This is a genomic window from Janthinobacterium sp. BJB301 (assembly GCF_002735685.1).
Classification (GTDB): Bacteria; Pseudomonadota; Gammaproteobacteria; order Burkholderiales; family Burkholderiaceae_D; genus Janthinobacterium; species Janthinobacterium lividum.
Map to the genome: position 1 here is coordinate 2231822 of NZ_PDZJ01000001.1, position 19135 is coordinate 2250956.

Annotated in this window: 21 protein-coding genes, 1 tRNA gene and 1 pseudogene; 18 read left to right on the forward strand and 5 right to left on the reverse strand. The window is 58.1% G+C overall.

What is annotated here, in order from left to right; all coding sequences use genetic code 11:
- The first annotated feature begins 262 nt into the window (after positions 1-262).
- From CSQ91_RS09790 to CSQ91_RS09815, 7 genes and pseudogenes are all read left to right on the forward strand, one after another.
- On the forward strand, positions 263-2560 hold the full coding sequence (locus CSQ91_RS09790; RefSeq protein ID WP_099388646.1) for a TonB-dependent receptor: 2298 nt from the start codon (positions 263-265) through the stop codon (positions 2558-2560).
- A gap of 101 nt (positions 2561-2661) precedes the next feature.
- Positions 2662-2748 (forward strand) — tRNA-Leu (locus tag CSQ91_RS09795).
- Positions 2749-2916: 168 nt separating this feature from the next.
- Entirely contained in the window at positions 2917-3924 is a 1008-nt protein-coding gene (locus CSQ91_RS09800) for a tyrosine-type recombinase/integrase (protein WP_099388124.1), read from the forward strand.
- Positions 3925-4093: 169 nt separating this feature from the next.
- Positions 4094-4489 carry an avidin/streptavidin family protein gene (locus tag CSQ91_RS09805; RefSeq protein ID WP_099388125.1) on the forward strand — a complete coding sequence of 132 codons (396 nt, stop codon included), beginning with the start codon at positions 4094-4096 and terminating at the stop codon, positions 4487-4489.
- A 624-nt stretch (positions 4490-5113) separates the two neighbouring features.
- The gene (locus tag CSQ91_RS09810; RefSeq protein ID WP_099388126.1) at positions 5114-5797 is read left to right on the forward strand and encodes a hypothetical protein; all 684 of its coding nucleotides are present in this window, start codon (positions 5114-5116) and stop codon (positions 5795-5797) included.
- 270 nt (positions 5798-6067) lie between these two features.
- Positions 6068-6222 (forward strand): annotated as a pseudogene (locus CSQ91_RS29200) (integrase core domain-containing protein); the annotation flags it as partial.
- A gap of 133 nt (positions 6223-6355) precedes the next feature.
- Positions 6356-6703 carry a hypothetical protein gene (locus tag CSQ91_RS09815; protein WP_099388127.1) on the forward strand — a complete coding sequence of 116 codons (348 nt, stop codon included), beginning with the start codon at positions 6356-6358 and terminating at the stop codon, positions 6701-6703.
- Between the two features lie 233 nt (positions 6704-6936).
- On the opposite strand, the gene CSQ91_RS09820 is transcribed toward CSQ91_RS09815, so the two are convergent.
- The 5 genes from CSQ91_RS09820 to CSQ91_RS09840 form a co-directional block, all read right to left on the reverse strand.
- Entirely contained in the window at positions 6937-7575 is a 639-nt protein-coding gene (locus tag CSQ91_RS09820) for an SOS response-associated peptidase (protein ID WP_099388128.1), read from the reverse strand.
- 10 nt (positions 7576-7585) lie between these two features.
- Entirely contained in the window at positions 7586-7924 is a 339-nt protein-coding gene (locus CSQ91_RS09825) for a hypothetical protein (RefSeq protein ID WP_099388129.1), read from the reverse strand.
- Between the two features lie 504 nt (positions 7925-8428).
- Entirely contained in the window at positions 8429-8644 is a 216-nt protein-coding gene (locus CSQ91_RS09830) for a hypothetical protein (RefSeq protein WP_099388130.1), read from the reverse strand.
- Entirely contained in the window at positions 8641-9705 is a 1065-nt protein-coding gene (locus CSQ91_RS09835; RefSeq protein ID WP_373630442.1) for a phage portal protein, read from the reverse strand. The genes CSQ91_RS09830 and CSQ91_RS09835 overlap by 4 nt, the downstream gene beginning before the upstream one ends.
- Positions 9702-11513, reverse strand: coding sequence for a terminase ATPase subunit family protein (locus tag CSQ91_RS09840; RefSeq protein ID WP_099388647.1), 1812 nt, complete (start codon positions 11511-11513; stop codon positions 9702-9704). Before CSQ91_RS09840 ends, CSQ91_RS09835 begins: the two co-directional genes overlap by 4 nt.
- Positions 11514-11649: 136 nt before the next feature.
- On the opposite strand from CSQ91_RS09840, the gene CSQ91_RS09845 reads away from it, so the two are divergent.
- The 11 genes from CSQ91_RS09845 to CSQ91_RS28600 all read left to right on the forward strand — a co-directional run bounded on the left by CSQ91_RS09845 (position 11650) and on the right by CSQ91_RS28600 (position 19093).
- A complete protein-coding gene (locus CSQ91_RS09845) occupies positions 11650-12438 on the forward strand; it encodes a GPO family capsid scaffolding protein (protein WP_099388132.1) in 789 nt (262 codons plus the stop codon).
- Positions 12439-12486: 48 nt separating this feature from the next.
- Entirely contained in the window at positions 12487-13506 is a 1020-nt protein-coding gene (locus CSQ91_RS09850) for a phage major capsid protein, P2 family (protein WP_099388133.1), read from the forward strand.
- Entirely contained in the window at positions 13506-14222 is a 717-nt protein-coding gene (gpM, locus tag CSQ91_RS09855; RefSeq protein ID WP_099388134.1) for a phage terminase small subunit, read from the forward strand. Before CSQ91_RS09850 ends, gpM begins: the two co-directional genes overlap by 1 nt.
- 95 nt (positions 14223-14317) lie before the next feature.
- Positions 14318-14821 carry a head completion/stabilization protein gene (locus CSQ91_RS09860; protein WP_099388135.1) on the forward strand — a complete coding sequence of 168 codons (504 nt, stop codon included), beginning with the start codon at positions 14318-14320 and terminating at the stop codon, positions 14819-14821.
- The gene (locus CSQ91_RS09865) at positions 14821-15030 is read left to right on the forward strand and encodes a tail protein X (protein ID WP_099388136.1); all 210 of its coding nucleotides are present in this window, start codon (positions 14821-14823) and stop codon (positions 15028-15030) included. Before CSQ91_RS09860 ends, CSQ91_RS09865 begins: the two co-directional genes overlap by 1 nt.
- A gap of 64 nt (positions 15031-15094) precedes the next feature.
- Positions 15095-15466: a hypothetical protein gene (locus CSQ91_RS09870; protein ID WP_099388137.1), complete on the forward strand. Its 372-nt coding sequence runs from the start codon at positions 15095-15097 to the stop codon at positions 15464-15466.
- Positions 15466-16026, forward strand: coding sequence for a glycoside hydrolase family 108 protein (locus CSQ91_RS09875; protein ID WP_099388138.1), 561 nt, complete (start codon positions 15466-15468; stop codon positions 16024-16026). Before CSQ91_RS09870 ends, CSQ91_RS09875 begins: the two co-directional genes overlap by 1 nt.
- A complete protein-coding gene (locus tag CSQ91_RS09880) occupies positions 16023-16535 on the forward strand; it encodes a lysis system i-spanin subunit Rz (RefSeq protein WP_099388139.1) in 513 nt (170 codons plus the stop codon). The genes CSQ91_RS09875 and CSQ91_RS09880 overlap by 4 nt, the downstream gene beginning before the upstream one ends.
- A complete protein-coding gene (locus CSQ91_RS09885) occupies positions 16519-17007 on the forward strand; it encodes a phage tail protein (protein ID WP_099388140.1) in 489 nt (162 codons plus the stop codon). Before CSQ91_RS09880 ends, CSQ91_RS09885 begins: the two co-directional genes overlap by 17 nt.
- On the forward strand, positions 17004-17486 hold the full coding sequence (locus CSQ91_RS09890; protein WP_099388648.1) for a phage virion morphogenesis protein: 483 nt from the start codon (positions 17004-17006) through the stop codon (positions 17484-17486). The genes CSQ91_RS09885 and CSQ91_RS09890 overlap by 4 nt, the downstream gene beginning before the upstream one ends.
- A 122-nt stretch (positions 17487-17608) precedes the next feature.
- Complete coding sequence (locus tag CSQ91_RS28600) at positions 17609-19093, forward strand: P-loop ATPase, Sll1717 family (protein WP_143450991.1); 1485 nt, start codon at positions 17609-17611, stop codon at positions 19091-19093.
- The last annotated feature ends 42 nt before the right edge of the window (positions 19094-19135 follow it).

The following is a 19135-nucleotide window of genomic DNA, read 5'->3' on the forward strand; positions in this document are numbered from 1 at the left end:
TTGCGCTCCCGCAGGAAACCCCATCCCCATGCCAGGCCAATTTTGCGCTCGCGCAAGCCTGGCGGCACTCCACTATGCACCCGCCAGATATTGACGACAAATACGATTTTATTCGTGTATTCAGTCGAAACGGATATGAATAGCCGTCGCTGGAAAATGGCATGAATACCAAAACTTTCCGTGCTAGCATGATTTTTCGTCCAGCTGGCCAGCGCCAGCTTGCAGCGTCCCAACAACCTTCACCGACAGGAGCCGTTTCATGATGACACCGCATGCCAGCACACGCGCCAGCACAATACGCCACACCCTGATTGCCCTGGCAATCACTGCCGCCTTCCCCCTGCAGGCGATGGCGCAGGACAGCATCCCGGCGCCAGCCGCCGACGCGCCTGCGGCTCCGGCGGCACAGGCCGGCCCTGGCCAGCTGGAAACGGTGATCGTGACGGCGCAGCGGCGCGCGGAAAACATCAAGGACGTGCCCATGTCCATCGCCACCCTGAAAGGCGATAAGCTCGACACCCTGACGGCCGGCGGCGCCGACATCCGCTTCCTCAACAGCCGATCGCCCAGCGTGTCCGTCGAATCGGATTACGGCCGCACCTTTCCCCGCTTCTATATTCGCGGCCTGGGCAATACCGACTTCGACCTGAATGCCTCGCAGCCCGTGGGCCTGGTGATGGATGACGTGGTGCAGGAAAACGCCATGCTGAAAGGTTTTCCCGTGTTTGACGTCGACCAGGTCGAAGTGTTGCGCGGCCCGCAAGGCACCTTGTTCGGCCGCAACTCGCCAGCCGGTGTGATCAAGTTCGATTCCGCCAAGCCCGTCTTCAAGACCGAGGGCTACCTGAGCGGCGGCTTCGGCAAGGATGGCATGAAGAACCTGGAAGGCGCCTTCAACGTGCCGGTCAGCGACACGGTGGCCCTGCGCTTTTCCGGCCAGACGCAGCGCCGCGACGACCGCGTGCACAACCCGCGCCCGACCGGCACGCGCGACTTCGAAGGCTATGAAGACAGCGCAGGCCGCCTGCAGGTACTGGTCAAGCCCACGCGCGACTTCAGCGCCCTGTTCAACGTGCACGCGCGCAACCTCGACGGCACGGCCACGCTCTTCCGCGCCAATATCCTCAAGCAAGGCACCAACGACCTGGTCGACGGCTTTGATTACGATAACTACCCGACCGACGGCATCAACCGCCAGCACCTGAAAACCAAGGGCGGCAGCATGCGCCTGAAATGGGACTTGCCCGGCGTCACCCTGCATTCCATCACCGGCTACGAAAAACTCGATTTCTTCAGCCGCGCCGACGTCGACGGCGGCTATGGCGCCGTGTATGCCCCGCCGATGGGCCCGGGCTTCATCCCCTTCGTCGTGGAAACGGCCGACGTGATCCCCAACCACAAGCAGATTTCGCAGGAATTCCGCGCCGAATCGTCTGCCCGCGGCCCGCTGCAATGGATAGCCGGCTTGTTCTACTTCAAGGAAGATATCCAGATCGACAGCATCAGCTTTGACAGCCTGGCGCCCGGCAATCCGCAAAACAGCGCCTACGCCACGCAAAACCAGAGTTCGAAGTCGTACGCGGCCTTCGGCTCGCTCAACTACACGGTCTCGGACGCCCTGAAACTGCGCGCCGGCCTGCGCTACACGACCGACAAGAAGGATTTCTCCGCCAAGCGGGTGGAAGCAACCACGGCTGGCCCCTTCAACCTGAACGACACCTCGCACAACATCAGCTGGGACGTGAGCGGCACCTATGTGCTGACGCCGGCCACCAATGCCTATGCGCGCATCGCCACCGGCTACCGCGCGCCGTCGATGCAGGGACGCCTGAACGGCCTGGCCGACCGCCCCTCGTTTGCCGGCGCCGAGAAAGCGCTGTCCGTCGAGGCCGGCATCAAGCAGGACCTGTTCGACAAGCGCGCGCGCCTGAGCGTGGCCGTGTTCCAGTATCGTGTAAAAGACAAGCAGCTGACGGCTGGCAGTGGCGCCGTCAACATGAACCAGCTGATCAACGCCGACAAGGCCACGGGCAGTGGCGTGGAACTCGATTTCCAGGCGAACCTCAGCGACTCGCTCAGCATGACCCTGGGCGGCAGCTATAACCACACGGAAATCCAGGACAAGAAGCTGTTCGTACAAAGCTGCGGCAACGCGCAAAACAACCCGGCCAGCGGCTGTACCGTCACCGACCCGCTGGGCCCGTTCAAAGGCACGGCCTACATCGACGGCAACCCGCTGCCGCGCGCGCCGGAATGGCAAACCAACTTCACCCTGAAATACAGCATTCCCCTCGCCAATGGCGAGTTCTACGCCTACACGGACTGGGCCTACCGCACCAGCTATAACTTCTTCCTGTATGAAGCGAAGGAATACAAGGCCAAGGAACTGCTCGAAGGCGGCTTACGCGTCGGCTACAAATGGGATCGCTATGAACTGTCCGCGTACGGGCGCAACATCACCAACCAGATCCAGTCGCTGGGCGCCATCGATTTCGACAACCTGACGGGCATCATCAACGAACCACGCACGTATGGGGTGCAGTTCAAGGCGACGTTCTGATGGCGGGTAGATAAACCATGCTGTCCGGTACAAACCGGACAGCATGGTTCAGTCCCAAGATGGCGTTATGAGCATCACCTGTGCTAGAATCTCGCCGCGCTGCCCGGATGGTGAAACTGGTAGACACTGGAGACTTAAAATCTCCCGCCTGTAAGGGCGTGCCGGTTCGATTCCGGCTCCGGGCACCAGCGCACAGAATTTGGAAACATCGAAAAAGCCATTAAACCCAATATAATCAACGGGTTAGTGGCTTTTTTTACGCCCCAACATTTCCCTTAATCCAGATTAAACCCGACAAAAACCAGTAGCGATTACGCCAAATTTACGCCATGATTACGCCTCAACGAGAGGGATGCATGGCTTCATTCAGGAAACGGGTTGGCGGTTGGCGGGCAGAGATCGCCATCCTCGGCACACGGGAATCTAAAACATTCAGCACGAAGGCAGAGGCTGCGGCTTGGGCGTCGGAACGCGAAACCGAAATCCGACGCGGCGCCGACAGTGGCATCGTCATCGGGAAAAGCTGCGGCGACGCATTCGACAGGTATCTGGAAGAAGTCTCCATCCACAAGCGCGGCGAGCGCTGGGAAAGGCTGCGCCTCAACGCCATCGGCGAAGTGATCATTGGCGGCGTGAAAATCAAAGATATCAAGCTGGCCAACGTGACACCTGAACTGCTCGGCGCCTGGCGCGATCAGCGCATGACTGGGGAAAGCAAGGTCACTGGCGCCACCGTGAATCGCGAGCTGAACTTGCTGTCGCACGTCTTCAGCACTGCGCGCAGGGAATGGAAATGGCTTGCGGCCAGTCCGACCAGCGACGTGCGCCGCCCCAAGCCCGCCGCCTCACGCGAACGCATTCCTACCGAGGATGAAATCGAGCGCCTGTGCAACGCACTTGGCTTCGCCGACGAGCCTGTGACGACGAAGAGCCAGGCCGTGGCGGTCGCCTACCTCTTCGCCATCGAGACAGCGATGCGGGCCGGGGAAATTTGCGGACTGATGCCAGCCTGGGTTGATGGCGCCGTCGCCCGCCTTCCCGCCTCGATCAATAAGAACGGTGTGCGACGAGACGTGCCGCTATCGAGGCGCGCGCTTGAACTCCTGTCGCTATTGCCAGACTCCGGCGAGGCCCCATTGTTCGGCATTTCCACGGCCTCGCTCGATGCCCTGTTCCGCAAAGCGCGCGAACGGTCCTGCATCGAGGGACTGACCTTCCACGACAGCCGGCACGCGGCCATCACGCGATTGGCCAAAAAATTGAACGTGCTGGACCTGGCGCGCATGGTCGGCCACAGGGATTTGCGTATGCTCCAGGTCTATTACAACGAGAGCGCCGAGGATATGGCGGCCAAGCTCGGATAGGCGCGGCCATATGAAAACGAAGTGGGCGGCATAGACGGCTCAGGGAGAACGAACTTCCTTAGAAAAGCCGCCCTAAAATAAGCACTCTCGTGACATTTGGCAAGAATCGACGGTTAGTAAAGTTGTACCATGGAGTTGGTTACAACTCCAATTTTTCCACGAGGGCACTATGTCACATGAACTCGCGCTCACAACTGCGGTGAGTACAGAAAATAACAACGTCAACAACTCCGTCTGGATCGGTCATTGGAAAAATCAGATGGGCTCCACGATGGAATTGCAGTTGAACGGTTCTGACTTGTCTGGCACCTACGTGTCAAGCAGCAGCAGTGCCGGCGGTCCAATTAAAGGCCCCTTAAAGGGCTATGCAGCGGGAGATAGAGCGGCATTCGTCGTGATGTGGCCAGGCGGATCGATAACCACGTGGGCGGGCCAAATTGTCAATGACCAGAAAAACCCAACCATAAAAACGCTGTGGCATTTAGTGACGGATGTTCCTGATGCTGATGAGCCAACAAAATTTTGGCAATCTACACTTGCTGGAGCAGACGAATTCACTCGATGATAGACGCGGATTCGATTCCCGCCGTCTCCACCACTGAATTGTTTAGAATCAAGTAGTTAGCAAGAAGAAGGCTGTCATTATTTGGGTTGTTTTTGGGCTGTTTTAGCCTAGGAATGACAACAAAATGACAGCCTTTTTTTTCGCCTGTAGCCGGTCATTTGTGCTTGATCGATGATGCCAGTGCATCATCGATCTGAGACAACTCGCAGACTCTAGTTTTCAAGTCTTCAAAATAATTCTTTTATTTCAAAAACTTACACTCGACTTCATTCCGCAACGAGAACTCCTAGGCCACCCTGTAACGCTTGAATTCCGCCACAAGATAAATTTGATACGGAAATGATTGTTACTACTGGAGCAATGAGTATCCAGAATACGGGGGGCGCGGCGCCAAGAAGGTTGCTGACAAGCAGGGTGGCGATGCATTTCAAAAACAAGAACGGCAGGGCAAGGCCGCGTTCGCCGGCCTACTCGTCGCTGGCTGGCTTGCGCAAAGGCCGCAGCTCGCCCTTGGCCACCGCCTCTAGGGGGAGGCTGCCCCCGTGTCCCGCGCAGGACAGCCAAGCCACAATATGTTAAATTGGAAATGTTTAATTCCTTGAAGAATAGATTGGCGAGGCGAATATGGATTTTAATACTGGCGTGCCCCCCGAGGAGATACTGTTGCAGTTATCGGCGCTTAACGAACAGGAATTCATCGCGGGAATGATGGAAAAATCTTTAGGAGTACAGCGTGCAAAGTTGCTCTTCGATATAGTTCAGGGAAATTTTTACGTTGCAAGTCCCGAAAAAATCGATCTGTTGAGATTTGCATTGAAGGCGCTGCTGCCGGAAGACTATCGCGCCTTGGAATTAGCCAACCACCTCTGGTCCCACAGCGATCTGTTCAAGTATGACCCTCCAAAAAACGGCCAGAACATCATGAAGCATGGACTTGCCTTTGCAGAAGTTCACTCGTATGCACACCTATTTGGCAGGTTGACTGTGCAGTGCCCTTTTCCCGACGGCGTTACCAGGAGCGTAGTGTTCTCGAATCTAGACACTGGCACCGATGGCGGCAATCTGTGCTGTCCCCTGCCAAAAGTTCAAGGCATGATCAGCGTAATGTCGATTGGCCAGTTCGAAAATGAATGTTTCAAATTTATTTCCGCGCGCCGCTTGGGTAGGACAAACTATATCAAAGTCATGTCTGATGCGTTCAAGAACGTGCACATGGATAATCCTTCTGCCAAAGAAGAGTTTGTAAATGGCTGTGCTGAGATTGTTAAAGCCGACCTGTTTTCTGCTTTACCGGAGGTCTCCCCATAGCGGGATTTGTACGCTCATGGTTCAGCCCGAATGATAGCCAGCTTACGGGCCGTCGCCTGTTCCTCGCCGCTTAGAATCCAATGCGTCCTGCCGTCTTGCGTATTACTGCTGCCATATGCCTGCATCGCCTTGCGCAATGCCTGTTGACGCTCCGGCGGTAGCGTGTCGAGCCCTAGACAGGCTGAAAATATTGATGGGATACACGTCGCGTATATGCTCATACTGAAGCCCGTTGCGCTGGATGGCGCCCCAGTTATTGCCAGGATCGGAACTGGCCGGTACCCACGGATGGCCCATCATCTGTTTGAAACGCTCGATGAGATTCAGGATTTTGCACCCGCTGGTTGTGAACTTACAATCACGACCGGCCCAACATGGCACTTGGCGGTATTACGCCAAAACAGAAGCTTGCCATGGCCGCATAAACTCTATTTTTAGCACGATCTAAAATGGGGGGATTGTCGGGGTTACTTATACCTACTTCGTTTATGCTGGAGTATAGCGTTGGAAATAAGGTGTTTAAGCGTTTTTTTTGAAAACTATGTAAAGGGGTGAAAAATGGAATCGAAGGATATTGAAATATCCAAGGAGATTGGACAATGTTTGTATGGAATTGCACCAGAGGATACAAAAATAATTTTGATGATTGCCGCATTCTCTCCCGAGGGCGATGTCAGTCAGTTTGAATTTTATTCGAACAACGGAGTCAATGAGAGCGAGTTTTCCATCAGTGATTCAGATACGATGAAACTCCATTACTTGGCTGCAGCACATCAGAAATTTATGGTTGCTAATAATCAGCCTGCATGGACACGTTTCGAATTTACGGTAAATGTTGACACCAGTAAATTCTCTATGGAACTGGGTTATGAGGAGGATGCATTTAGAGAAGGTTCGTTGCGATGACTTATAGCTGAATTCCCATCGGCATGGTGAGGTTATGTCGAAATGGTGAACCCTGGTTCTATCCGCATCGGGGCGGGGTCAGGTTGAACAGGGTTAGGGGTCTGACATCTAGACACGGCCTCAGCCTTTATAGAAGCGCCGTAGTAAAACTCACCCTGCTTTGAAACACAAAGCTATTGATTTTTTGTCCGATTGTCATGCCTGCCCCTCGCTCGCAAACCGCCAGTTCGTGCTTATTTTTTCACACGCGGCGGAAGCGGATCAGCTACAGCAATAAGGCGCTCTGCTGGATACTGCTGGAACAAATCCTCTTCGTTCACAAGGGAACCATCGAGCCAGCCGTTATACTGGTCCGGGTCGAGGATCATCACCATCCGTTTTTCATCATCCGGCTTGTGGAAGCGCTGCATGAGCGGGTGGCCATCGGCGTTTATCGTCAGCATCGAGAACGACAACAGCAAGTCTTGCGGCCGGAATTCCCATATCCCGGCGATGGCGGCCGGCATGCCATTGGCGCGCTCGATGCGCCAGCGAACTGGCTTGCCAGTCTCATAGCAAGGTTCAAAGAAGTCGGCGGCAGGAATAATGCAGAACTGTTTTCGCTTCCATGCATTGCGGAAGGACGGCTTCTGCGCCACCGTTTCGGTGCGGGCGTTGTAGGTCTGGCGCGCCAGCTTCATATCGGCCCAATGGGGCACCATTCCAAAACATGCCGGCGCGACTTCCAGCTCACCGGGCACGTCGTGCGAGGCACGAATGATCGGCGCCATATACCCTGGCCAAGCTTCCGGCGGCAGGTCAAATTGAGGGGAGCGGACAGCAAAATGCTGTTCGATTTGATCGCTACGGCTGGGGGTATAGTCGGCGCACATGCAAATTATTCTACCTCCCTTCGGGCACTGGCGGCGGCTCCGCCCCGACAAAGCATAGCCAGGACTGCGCATAGTCGCAAAATTGCATGTCTTGTTTGCTGCGCTCGAACCCTGACAACACCATGCGCCCATCCCGATACCAGAGCAAATTGACATCGAACAGTGTATCAACGTAGTTTCCACTCTCGCCGTAAGTGAAGCGAGCCAGCTTCACCAAGCGGTGCAAGCCCTGGTCTGTCGTTTCAACAACTTCCAGCTTGCCGGGCCGCGCTAAATGGAAGCGATCATGCAGCCGTCGCTTGGGCACCTCCACGCCAGCGAGGCGCATCTTTAACATTTTAACAATCATAGTAACACCTGAATAAAATACTGTATATGCATACAGTATATCAAGTGTTCTTAAGGTCGCAATACCCGACAATGATGCATTGGCGTGAGGTTAAATGATGCTCAGGATAGAGACACCTACACATAGGCCAGAACCGCGCCAGGACGCGGCGCGGCGCGAAAACAACACCGTTCCCACATCGCAGCACCACCCGTGTAAAAAAGCGCTCAAAGTGCGTCAAAATGCGTCAAATCGCATGCCCCCTCTTCGCCCCGTCGCGCCAGTCCTCATGCGCCTTCGGCCGTGGCGCACATTTGAGTCAAAAGAGCCCTATATAGCGGGCAGGTGTGGAGGGGGGACAACTGCGCGCGCCGGGCCGAAATGGGGTTTTCTCTTGCATCTATGGCAACATCATTCTTCGGGACGTGAAAAAGCCGCCTCGTGGGCGGCTTGTGCGGTGGCTGGGGTGCTCTGGCACGGCTGGGCTATCGCTGCCCCGCCCTGCCGGCTATCGCGGCGTGGCGGTCATCCTGTGCGGCCGGCGCGGGCCTTGGCCGCCTGCTCCTTGTCGTAGTCATCGCGGCAGTCTGCATTGCAGAACAGCAGCGCGGGCGCCAGCGCCTCGTCGCAGTAGTGGCAGCAGCCGTGCGCCACCAGGGCGGGACGGCCGCGCACGGCGGCCAAGCCGCGCGCCACCTCTGCAAAGATGATCTTGTCGGTGTTGTCGACGTGGTCGCTCATTGCGCGCCCTCCTTGCCCAGGCCCAGGTCATACGGGGCGAAGCGCACCACTTCCACGCCGGCCCACTCGTTGATCGCCATGAACTGCGCCTGCAGCGGCACCAGTTCATTGCGGGCGAAGACGCGCGCGGCAGGTTCCACGGCGCCAAAGCCGCCGGCATTGTTCGGCAAGATGCCCATCAGCTGCGGCGGCACGCGGTGCGCGGCAAGCTGGTCGTCGCGCGTGACGCTCTTGATGTTGAAAAACTCGTCCTTGGCGGCCACGTCCGACACCGGCAAGATCTGGATGCCGTCCTTCTTGCCGTTCGGCGCATACATGAACAGGTTGCGGAAGTTGCCCGGCCCCTTGCTGTCGCGCATGGCCTGGCGCAGGTTGTCCACGTCCTGCGTGTTCGCCGCGGCATCTGTCATGTAGAACACGAAACCTGCATGCGAACCGTTCTTGTAGTACTTGCGGCGGAACAGGGTCGCCGCCTCGTTGAGCCAGGCCGATTGCAGGGCGCTCAGGTACTGCGGCACGCCGTACAGCTCCTGGTTGACGTCCGGTTCCATCAGGTGGAACACGCGGCCCTTGTCGAACTGGTGCACGGCCTGGTAGCCGTTCACAAAATAATAGGTATCCAGATCGACGCCGCGCCGCATGTACTTGGCCAGCGCATGCTGGTACGCCAGTGCCTTGCCGCTGCGGCTGGGGCGGTCTTCCAGGTAGGCGTTGCCGAAGGTCAGATAGTCCAGGGCCATGCGCTTGAATCCATCGCGCGACAGGTATTTCGTCGGCATCAAGGTGGACGTCAGCACGTTGGCCTTGAAGTGGATGGCGCTGCTGTGGTGCACGCCCGCGTTGAACGACTTGGCCAGGCCGGCCAGGTTGACGGGCGGCTCGTACCAGTGACCGTTCTTCCAGCATTCGAAGCAGTCGAGAATATCGGCGTGCTCGAGCACGGGCGTCGGGTCGCCGAAGGAAAACGCCTCGATGCCGGCGGCGGCCGGCGCCGTGGCCGCTGTTGATAGTGCGCCCTGGGCCTGGCGGCCGCGCGCGCGCAAGTGTCGTGCTTTTCTCAAGAATAAATCTCCATGAAAGAGTGGTGGTTGTCGGTGGTGCCTTCGAACGGTTCGTGATCGAGGGCGTGCATGCAGGCCCACGCCAGGTCGGCGTGGCCGGTTTCATCGCTGCGGCCGGCGACATACGTCACGTGCCGCCCGCTTGGGGTGAGTGTCTTGTGGATGGCCATGAAGGACTGCGCGATGTCCGTCCAGCCGGCGTCAAATTCCAGCCGGCCCTTGCTGATGATGTTTTTGGCTTTCAAGACCATGCGCGTTTTGACTTCGGGCGAGTAGTTCAGGGCCGTCACGGCCGGGAAGAAGCCGCGCACAATCGGCAGCACGCCGATGCCCATGCCCGTGGTATCGATGCCGATGTATTCGACGTTGTAGCGTTGGCTCATCTGGCGGATGGCGTCGGCGTGATCCTCGAAACTCTGGCCGCGCCACTGGTGGCGCTCCAGGATGCGGAACTTGCCGCCGGCCGTCATCGGCGGCGCCAACACCACGCAGCCGGCGCTGTCGCCGTTCAAGGCCGGGTCGTAGCCGATCCACACGGGCCGGTTGCCGAACGGGCGCAGGCCCAGCAAGGGCTTGTAATCGTCCCACTCGACCCAGGAATCGACCATGCAGCGCTGCAGCTCGGCCAGGGGGAAGACCGAGGCCGAGTCGTCGATAAAGTTGCACATCAGCAGGTTGTCGAACTGGTCCGGGCTGTATTCGAAGTTGCGCAGCTCGTCGATGTCGAACAGGTTGCAGCCGCCGCGCTCGGCGTCGAGGATGGTGACGATCTGGCGCCAGATCTTGTCCTCGCCCGTAAATCCGGACGACAGGCGGCCATGGCTCACATCGATATTCACCTGGTCAGCCTTGGCGCGGCGCTTGTTGAACAGCTCGCCCGTCCAGAATGGATAGGCCTGGTGCGTGGTCGAGGATGGCGTTGAAAAATACGTCTTGCGCCACTTCTTGTGGATGGCCATGCCCGAGGCCACTTTGTTGAGTTCCTGAAAATTCTGCGTCCAAAAGAATTCATCGAAGTAGAAATTGCCGTGGTAACCCTGCGCCGTGCGCGCATTGGTGCCCAGGAAATACAGGTGCGCGCCGTTCGGCAGCACAATGGGGTCGCCCGTCAGCTCGATGCCGGCCGCCTCGCGCGCGAATTGCACGATATATTGCTTGAAGACGTGGGCCTGGCTTTTTGAGGCGGACAGGAAAATCTGGTTGCGGCCCGTCGCCATGGCGTCGGCCAGCGCTTCGCGCGCGAAGTACCAGGTGGCGCCGATCTGGCGCGACTTCAAAATGGCGCGCGTGCGCTGGTCGCCGTTGCGATACCAGACCTTTTGATAATCGAAGAGCGAATCCTGGAAGGCGTCGAGCAGCTGGATTTTCTGTTCTTCGCTGAAGTCGTTGCGCGTCGGCTTCTTCTTCGGCCCGGCATTGCGGTTTGCCAGTTTGGGGTTGAGATCCACCTCGTTGCCGCCCGGCTGCTCGTAGCGGCGCACGCGCGCCATCTGCACGATGGTGCGCGCAAGCAAGTCGATTTCCTTGTAATCGCTACCGCTCTTGACCTCTTTTTCGATCAGTTTCACCAGGCGCAGCTCGGCCGACGCCTCGACGTGCTCGATGGCCTGCGCCTTGTCCCACTCGTCGCGCTCTTTCCAGCTATTGATCGTGCTGCGCTTGATTCCCAGGTGGCGGGCAATGGACGAAATGCGCCAGCCTTTCCAGTACAGGGCGCGCGCGGCGCGGCGTGGCTCGGATTCGGGCACGGCCAGTTCGGCGATTTTCTCGTCCGCCGTTTGTTCGCATTTTTTCTCGATGATTAGCATGCCGCCAGCGTAGGCCGCGCGCGCGCGGAGTGGGGAAAGGCAAAAGTCGCTATTGCCCATAGCAACCCGCAGCGCATTGAATCGCAGCGCCAAGACGTTGACCATGGCGTTATCTGATCAACCGAGACACGCCACCATGCCTAAATCCCAATTCTTCCGCGTCGCCACCGAAGGCGCCACCACGGACGGCCGCAACATCGACCGCGCCACCATCGAGCAGATCGCCGCCACCTACAACCCGAAAACCTACGGCGCGCGCATCTGGCTGGAACACATCCGCGGCATCCTGCCCGACGGCCCGTTCAAGGCTTACGGCGACGTGATCGCCGTGAAAGCCGCGGAAGTGGACACCGACAACGGCAAGAAACTGGCCCTGTTCGCGCAGATCGAACCCACGCCGGAACTGGTGGCCATCAACAAGGCGAAACAGAAGCTGTACACCAGCCTGGAAATCCAGCCCGACTTTGCCGACTCGTCGCAGCCCTACCTGGTCGGCCTGGGCGTCACCGACAGCCCGGCCAGCCTGGGCACCGATGCACTGAAATTCTCCGCCAGCCGCAAGCAGCAAAGCGCCAACCTGTTCACGTCCGCCGTCGAGGTGACGCTGGAATTTGACGAGCCGCAGGGCATCAAGCTGGCCGACGCCGTGAAAAACCTGCTGTCGCGCTTTTCGACCAAAACCGGCAGCGACGCCGCGCAGTTCGCGGACATCAGCGAAGCCGTGCAGGCGCTGGCCGGTCACGTCGTCACCGCCAACGACAACTATGCGGACGCCATGACGCGCCTGGAGAAAACCGAAACGACATTGAAGGCCACACAGGAGGAGCTGGCCACCTTCAAGGCGCAGATGGACGAAGCGCCCGGCAACGGCCCGCGCCGCCCTGCCGCCACCGGCGGCGATGGCGCCGTGCAGACCGAGTTTTAAGCACCCGCGCCATCCACCACACCCCATTCAACAACGGAGCACCGAACCATGAAAAAACAAACGCGCCTGGTCTTTTCCCAGTATGAAACCCGCCTGGGCCAATTGAACGACACGGACAACGTGGCCAAGACGTTCAGCGTCACGCCCAGCGTGCAGCAGAAGCTGGAAAACAAGATGCAGGAATCGAGCGAGTTCCTTTCGAAAATCAACATCATCGGCGTGACTGACCAGGAAGGCGAAAAGCTGGGCCTGGGCGTCTCCGGCCCGATTGCCAGCCGCACCAACACCAAGGACAAGGAACGCGAAACGCGCGACCTGTCCACCATGGACAGCACGAAGTACCGCTGCGAGCAGACCAACTTTGACACGCATTTGAGCTATGCCAAGCTGGACGCCTGGGCCAAGTTCCAAGACTTTCAATCGCGCGTAGCCAATGCCATTCTCACGCGCCAGGCGCTCGACCGCATCGTCATCGGCTTCAATGGCGTCAAGGCCATGGCAGACACCGATCTGGACGCCAACCCGTTGTTGCAGGACGTGAACAAGGGCTGGCTGCAGCACCTGCGCGAGCTGGCGCCCGAGCGCGTGCTGGGCCTGGTGGCCAACGGCATGCCGGGCAAGGTCATCATCGGCGACGTGGCCGGCGCCGACTATGCCAACCTGGACGCGGCCGTAGCGGACGCTATCAACCTGCTGGACCCGTGGTATCAAGAAGACACGGGCTTGGTGGCCATCGTCGGGCGCAAGCTGTTAAACGACAAGTATTTCCCGTTGGTCAATACCAAACAATCGCCCACGGACACCCTGGCGGCCGACATCATCATCAGCCAGAAACGCATCGGCGGCGTGCCAGCGGCGCGCGTACCGTTCTTCCCGGACAACGCCATCCTGATTACCCGCTTCGACAATCTGTCGGTGTACTTCCAGGACGGCGCACGCCGCCGCCGCGTGGAAGACGAGCCCAAGCGCGACCGCATCGAAAATTACGAGTCGTCGAATGACGCCTATGTGATCGAAGACCTGGGCCTGGCCGCGCTGGTGGAAAACATCGAGCTGAAAGACAAGTGATGGCCAACCAATCCCCCGCCCTGCGCCACCGCGCGCGCATGCTGGCCGAGCGCACGGCCGGCGCCGCCGCGCCGCAAGGCGTCACCACCGGCACGGCCTACGAAATGATGCTCTACAAGCTGGCCGACGACCGCCGGCGCCTGAAATCCATCCAGTCGGTGGAACGCAAGATCGAGGTCAAGGCCACCTTGCTGCCCGACTATGCGCAATGGATCGACGGCGTGCTGGCCGGCGGCAAGGGTGCGCAGGATGACGTCTTCGCCACACTGCTGGTGTGGCACATCGACACGGGCGAATACGCGCGCGCCCTGGTCATGGCCAGCTACGCGCTGGAACACAAGTTCACGCTGCCCGACACCTACAGCCGCGACATCGCCACCCTGATGCTGGACGAATTCGCCGAAGGCTATTTGCACGGCAAGCTGGCCAGCGATCCGCAGCATGCGGCCCAGGTGCTGGGCACCGTCGAACAGTTGACGGCTGCCAGCGACGCGCCCGACCAGGCGCGCGCCAAGCTGCACAAGGCGATCGGCCTGGCCATGATCGCCGTGCTGGACCAGGCCGACGACACGGACATCGCTCCGGCGCTGGTGGCGCAGGCGGAAACGGCCATGGGCCAGTTGAAGCGCGCCCGCGCCCTGTCGGAATCGTGCGGCGTCAAGAAAGATATGGAACGGCTGGAGCGGCGCATCAAGCGCGCGGCCGGTTCCACGTAAAGAGCATCCCCCGCAGCACGGCGGCACGGGGGGATTCTGGCCAAATCAGCGACCAGATGAACCCCGTCCACCGCCCCATTTTGAAAGCGCCCCGTATGTCCTTCATGGCCCTGCCCTCGTCCATCCCGCCCGGCACCACGCCCGCGCCGCCAGCACCGGCCGCCGGCATCATCGAAAACGACGGCTGGTTTCCCAATATTGCTCTCACCGATATGCGCGATGCCATGCGCCTGGATGGCACCGTCACCGATGCGCGCCTGGTGCAAGCCGTGGTCGATGCCATCCTGCAGGTCAACCGCGAGCTGGCCGACTGGCAGGGCAAGCAGGCCGCTGCCGGATTCCCTGCCCTGGTGGACGTGCCGGCCACGCGCATCAACCGCGAGTCCCGCCTGTTGGCGCAGTACCGTCGCGCCGTCTACAGCACGGCGAAAGCCGATCTGATCGAGCGTTACCGCGACTACGACAGCACCGCCACCTCCGTCAGCGACAAGAAAAGCATGGAGTGGCTGGACGAAGCGCCCGGCGCGCAGCGGCGCAACGCGCAATGGGCCATCGCCGATATGGTCGGCCGCACGCACCTGACCGTGGAATTGATCTGATGCAGGTACGCACGCGGCAGCACGACACGGTAGACGCCCTCGTGTGGCGTTACCTGGGCGACGGAGCGGGATACGTCGAGCAAACGCTGGAAATGAATCCCGCGCTGGCGCGCCACGGCGCCGTGCTGCCGGCCGGCCTGGTCGTCACCCTGCCCGAGCAGACGCCCAGCATGGGCCAGGCCGCGGACATCGTCCAGCTTTGGGATTAACGCAGCAATCCACCTTTTTACCATCATGAAAAATCTGTCTAACCTCACCCCGGAGAATCAAGCAATGTCCGCAGAATCGTTTGGTGGTTTCGCCACCCTGGTCAAACTATACGGCTTCAAGGCGGCGCTGGGCATGGTCGGCGCCGCCATGCTGTACATCGTGCTGCCGCCGCTGAACAGCGACGGCACCTTCAACAAGGGCGAATTCGTCGCCCGCCTGGCCTGCGCGGGCGTGTTCTCGTGCCTCCTGGGCGGCACCGCGTACCAGCTGCTGTGCGCCCAACTCCCCGCCATCGGCGCCATGGTCAACGCTTCCGCCATCGACCTGATCGTCGGCGCGCCCGGCTGGTGGGTATCGCGCGCCGTGGCCCTGTGGTTCCAGCGCCGCAGCGACAAGGACATCGCCGAGCTGGTCAAAGACGCGAAGGAGCACTGATGGTCACCCCAGAAAATGCGCTGATCGCGCGCACCATCGACGCCATCCTGCGCGCCGAAGGCGGCTATGTGAATGACCCGCAAGACAAGGGCGGCGAAACCAATTTCGGCATCACGGTGGCCGTGGCGCGCGCGAACGGCTACGCGGGGCCGATGCGCGATCTACCCGTGACAATGGCGCGCGCCATCTACACGGCGCGCTACATCACGGAACCGAAGTTCGACCAGGTGCTGGCCATCCATACCGGCATCGGCGCCGAGCTGATCGACACGGGCGTGAACATGGGGCCGCCCCGCGCGGCCGAGTTCCTGCAGCGCTGGCTGAACGGTTTCAACGAGACGGGCACCCGCTACCCGGTCCTGTTCGTCGACGGCCGCCTGGGCGCGCAGTCGCTGGGTGCGCTGGCCGCCTTCCTGAAATGGCGCGGCCAGGATGGCGCCACCGTGCTGCTGCGCGCCCTGAACGGTCTGCAGGCGGCGCGTTACCTGGAAATCACCGAGGCCAACAAGACCCAGCGCCGTTTTCTGTTCGGCTGGATCAAGGAACGGGTGGCCATGTGACCGCGACCACCTGGCGCCCGCTGGCCGCCGTTCTCCTGTGCGGCGCCTTCGCAGGCTGGACGTCGCAGGGCTGGCGCAAGGATGCCAGCATCGCCGCACTGCAGCGGGCGGCCGCTATCCAAACATCCACCGCCGCAACCGCGCTGGCCCAGGCCACCGCCCGCGTTCTCACCTTGGAGCGCGCGGCCGGCGCCGCCCTGGCGCAGCGCGCCGACCACCTCACCCAGGACCAAACCCATGCGAAAACTGAACGCGACCGTTTCAATGCTGACGTGCGCAGCGGCGCTGTGCGCCTGTCAATCCCCGTCGCCAGCGGCCAGTGCGCCGCCACTGCAGATTCCACCGCTGCCGCAGGCCATCGGCGCGAAACGCGCGCCGAACTTGACCCAGCGACTGCGGCAGCTCTTGACGCCATTGCCGGCGACGGCGACGACGCCACCCGCCAGCTGAACGCCTGCATCGACGCCTACAACACCGTGCGAGACACCTACCATGTACAAACCGAATAGCCTCCGCCAGCACCTGGCCGCCGCCATCCCCGACCTGCAGCGCGACCCCGACCGCCTGCTGGTCTTCGCCGATGAGGGCAACGTGGTGGCGTCGGCCACCGCCTCCCTCTCCTTCGAATACCGCTTCAAGCTCAACCTGATCGTCACCGACTACGCCGGCGACGCCGACGCCATCATGGTGGCCCTGATCGCCTGGCTCAAAGTGCACCAGCTCGACCTGATGGCCAACGAGGAAACCCGCAAGCACGGCATTGCCTTCGAAGTGGACTTCAACAACCATGAAACGGTCGACATTTCCATCAAGCTGGACTTGACCGAGCGCGTGGCCGTCAAGACCGGCGAGGCGGGCCGCCTGGACATCAAGCACCTGGCCGAGATACAGCACACGCCCGCCTACGCGGACGAATTCTGGAAACTGTATGCAGGCGACACCCTGCTGGCCGAATGGCGCACGCCGGAGGCAACGCCATGAGCGACGACCTGCACGCGCTGGAAGCCTGGGCCGGCGCCCTGCTGGCCAAGCTGCAGCCGGCCCAGCGCCGCGCCATCAATCACAAGGTCGCCATCGACCTGCGCCGTAGCCAGGCCCAGCGCATCAAGGCGCAGCAGGGGCCGGATGGCGCAGCCTATCCGGCGCGCAAGCGGCGCAAGGAATTCAAGGGGAAGAACGGGCGGATCAAGCGGCAGAAGGCGGCCATGTTCGCCAAGATTCGCACCGCCAAACACCTGAAAGTAAAGGCGACCGGCGAGCAGATCGAAATAGGTTTCGTTGGCCGCGTGGCCCGTATGGCACGGGTACATCAGTTTGGCCAGCAAGACCGCGTTACCAAAAAAGGGCCCGCCTACAAGTACCCGGAGCGGCCGCTGCTAGGCTTGAGTGAACCGCATCGGACGTTGATACGCGAATCCTTGTTGCGTCACATGGAAAAAAACCAAGGTGCTTCAACGTAAACTTCAACTGACATTAGTTGCCAAATGAGTTAGAGTCACATGGAACTGACCGCAACCGACCAGAAGCTGCAGTGAATAAATAATTTGAAAATACTTATAGAACTAAATAATAGGGGGTGTTCATGAGTAAATTAAAAAGCCTTACAAAATATTTTAAAGGTGGAAGTGCTGAGCAAGAGAAAGAAATTAGGGGTGCTGTGTTTATACCGCCAGGCAATCTAAATTCCTTACTAAGCTTTGATTTTAACTCAAGTGTTATTTTACTTGGGAATAAAGGAGTTGGAAAGTCAATTTTCGTAAATGTATTAAATGAAGCGTACCTGAAAAATGATGAAATATCACTTTTAATAACCCCGGACGACCTGGAATGCGATTCGATACTATCAAAAAAATCACTTGCAGATAGAAAAAGTGCTGCCTACGGCCAAATACTAAAATCTGTTTCCGGCATAATTGGCAAGTACTCGAATGAAAATGAAATAGCAATAAGTGGCGATGTCGTTGCCTTGCAAAAGCAGGCTATTGAAGAAGGCTATACAAAAAAAGACTTAATTTCAAAGTTTTCAAAGTTGTTAGCGAAAATTACGCCTCATGGGAAAGTGGTTGCCCAAGCACTACTATCTGATCAATCAAATGCTCTTACAAAAAACAATCTAACTGACATAGTAGATAAATATCTCGTAGATAGAGGCCGTAATTTATGGCTTTTCATAGATGATATAGATGAGGCGGGCGCCAAAAATTCAAAGGGATTATTTGACTATAGTGCCTGCTGGGCTATTATTTCAGCTGCCATCGAACTTTCAGAGGATATTGGTTCACTAAAATGCGTGATTTCGGTGAGATCTGATATTTGGCACTTAATGACAAGAACCCATGGGCATGGAAGTGAGCGAAAAGACAAGCTGGGACAAATTCATGAATTGAAATTCAGTGAAGCGGAATTGCGCAGTATTTTTAATAAGCGAATTGAGCTTGCTAATATTGATGCGAATTCCACAAAGGGAATTTCGACATTTTTTCAAGAACAGAATATTACACTACCAGGCGCAAAAGCCACTCAAAGAAGCTGGGATCAGTGGTTAGCTAAGAGCGCACGTTTTCGGCCACGGGATTTAGTGAAATCTGTTCAAATGCTGATAACCGCAGCGAAGGAAGACGGGGACATAATTGGCGATAAACACGCACATTCTATTTTATTGGAATTTGGCAGACAAAGAGTGGAAAATATTGTTGATGAGTATGGTCAAATTTGCCCGCAGATTCGCGAGGTAATTAATGATTGCTCCAATAAAAATATTTATTCGTTTGTGGAAATGATCGATATCTTGAAAAAAGTTCCAAGTCGTCGTGCAACCATTATTGACGGCATAGGAATGCAGCCCACTAACGAATTTGCCATTGCACTTCTTCGAATTTTGCATATGGCTTGCTTTATCAATCCACGAATCGGACCTGATGATAATTATGATCATTTAAATTACAACGAATATCCAAATATCATTGATATAGCAAAATTTAATGATCTTCAGCAGTATAGCTGGCAAATACATCCTACATTTCACTCATACGCCGAGGAGGAGCGCAAAAAAGATAGATTTCGATAAAGACGACTTTATATTGAAGCCTAGGCAATAAATTCGACCGTC

Bases quoted from the DNA above. Each gene is read 5' to 3' on its own strand.
- CSQ91_RS28600 (WP_143450991.1), top strand. From the start codon at position 17,609: ATGAGTAAATTAAAAAGCCTTACAAAATATTTTAAAGGTGGAAGTGCT.
- CSQ91_RS09890 (WP_099388648.1), top strand. From the start codon at position 17,004: ATGAGCGACGACCTGCACGCGCTGGAAGCCTGGGCCGGCGCCCTGCTG.
- CSQ91_RS09845 (WP_099388132.1), top strand. From the start codon at position 11,650: ATGCCTAAATCCCAATTCTTCCGCGTCGCCACCGAAGGCGCCACCACG.
- CSQ91_RS09820 (WP_099388128.1), bottom strand. From the start codon at position 7,575: ATGTGCGCCGACTATACCCCCAGCCGTAGCGATCAAATCGAACAGCAT.
- CSQ91_RS09810 (WP_099388126.1), top strand. From the start codon at position 5,114: ATGGATTTTAATACTGGCGTGCCCCCCGAGGAGATACTGTTGCAGTTA.
- CSQ91_RS09875 (WP_099388138.1), top strand. From the start codon at position 15,466: ATGGTCACCCCAGAAAATGCGCTGATCGCGCGCACCATCGACGCCATC.
- CSQ91_RS09815 (WP_099388127.1), top strand. From the start codon at position 6,356: ATGGAATCGAAGGATATTGAAATATCCAAGGAGATTGGACAATGTTTG.
- CSQ91_RS09870 (WP_099388137.1), top strand. From the start codon at position 15,095: ATGTCCGCAGAATCGTTTGGTGGTTTCGCCACCCTGGTCAAACTATAC.
- CSQ91_RS09850 (WP_099388133.1), top strand. From the start codon at position 12,487: ATGAAAAAACAAACGCGCCTGGTCTTTTCCCAGTATGAAACCCGCCTG.
- CSQ91_RS09865 (WP_099388136.1), top strand. From the start codon at position 14,821: ATGCAGGTACGCACGCGGCAGCACGACACGGTAGACGCCCTCGTGTGG.
- CSQ91_RS09885 (WP_099388140.1), top strand. From the start codon at position 16,519: ATGTACAAACCGAATAGCCTCCGCCAGCACCTGGCCGCCGCCATCCCC.
- CSQ91_RS09860 (WP_099388135.1), top strand. From the start codon at position 14,318: ATGTCCTTCATGGCCCTGCCCTCGTCCATCCCGCCCGGCACCACGCCC.
- gpM (WP_099388134.1), top strand. From the start codon at position 13,506: ATGGCCAACCAATCCCCCGCCCTGCGCCACCGCGCGCGCATGCTGGCC.
- CSQ91_RS09790 (WP_099388646.1), top strand. From the start codon at position 263: ATGACACCGCATGCCAGCACACGCGCCAGCACAATACGCCACACCCTG.
- CSQ91_RS09840 (WP_099388647.1), bottom strand. From the start codon at position 11,513: ATGCTAATCATCGAGAAAAAATGCGAACAAACGGCGGACGAGAAAATC.
- CSQ91_RS09825 (WP_099388129.1), bottom strand. From the start codon at position 7,924: ATGATTGTTAAAATGTTAAAGATGCGCCTCGCTGGCGTGGAGGTGCCC.
- CSQ91_RS09800 (WP_099388124.1), top strand. From the start codon at position 2,917: ATGGCTTCATTCAGGAAACGGGTTGGCGGTTGGCGGGCAGAGATCGCC.
- CSQ91_RS09830 (WP_099388130.1), bottom strand. From the start codon at position 8,644: ATGAGCGACCACGTCGACAACACCGACAAGATCATCTTTGCAGAGGTG.
- CSQ91_RS09805 (WP_099388125.1), top strand. From the start codon at position 4,094: ATGTCACATGAACTCGCGCTCACAACTGCGGTGAGTACAGAAAATAAC.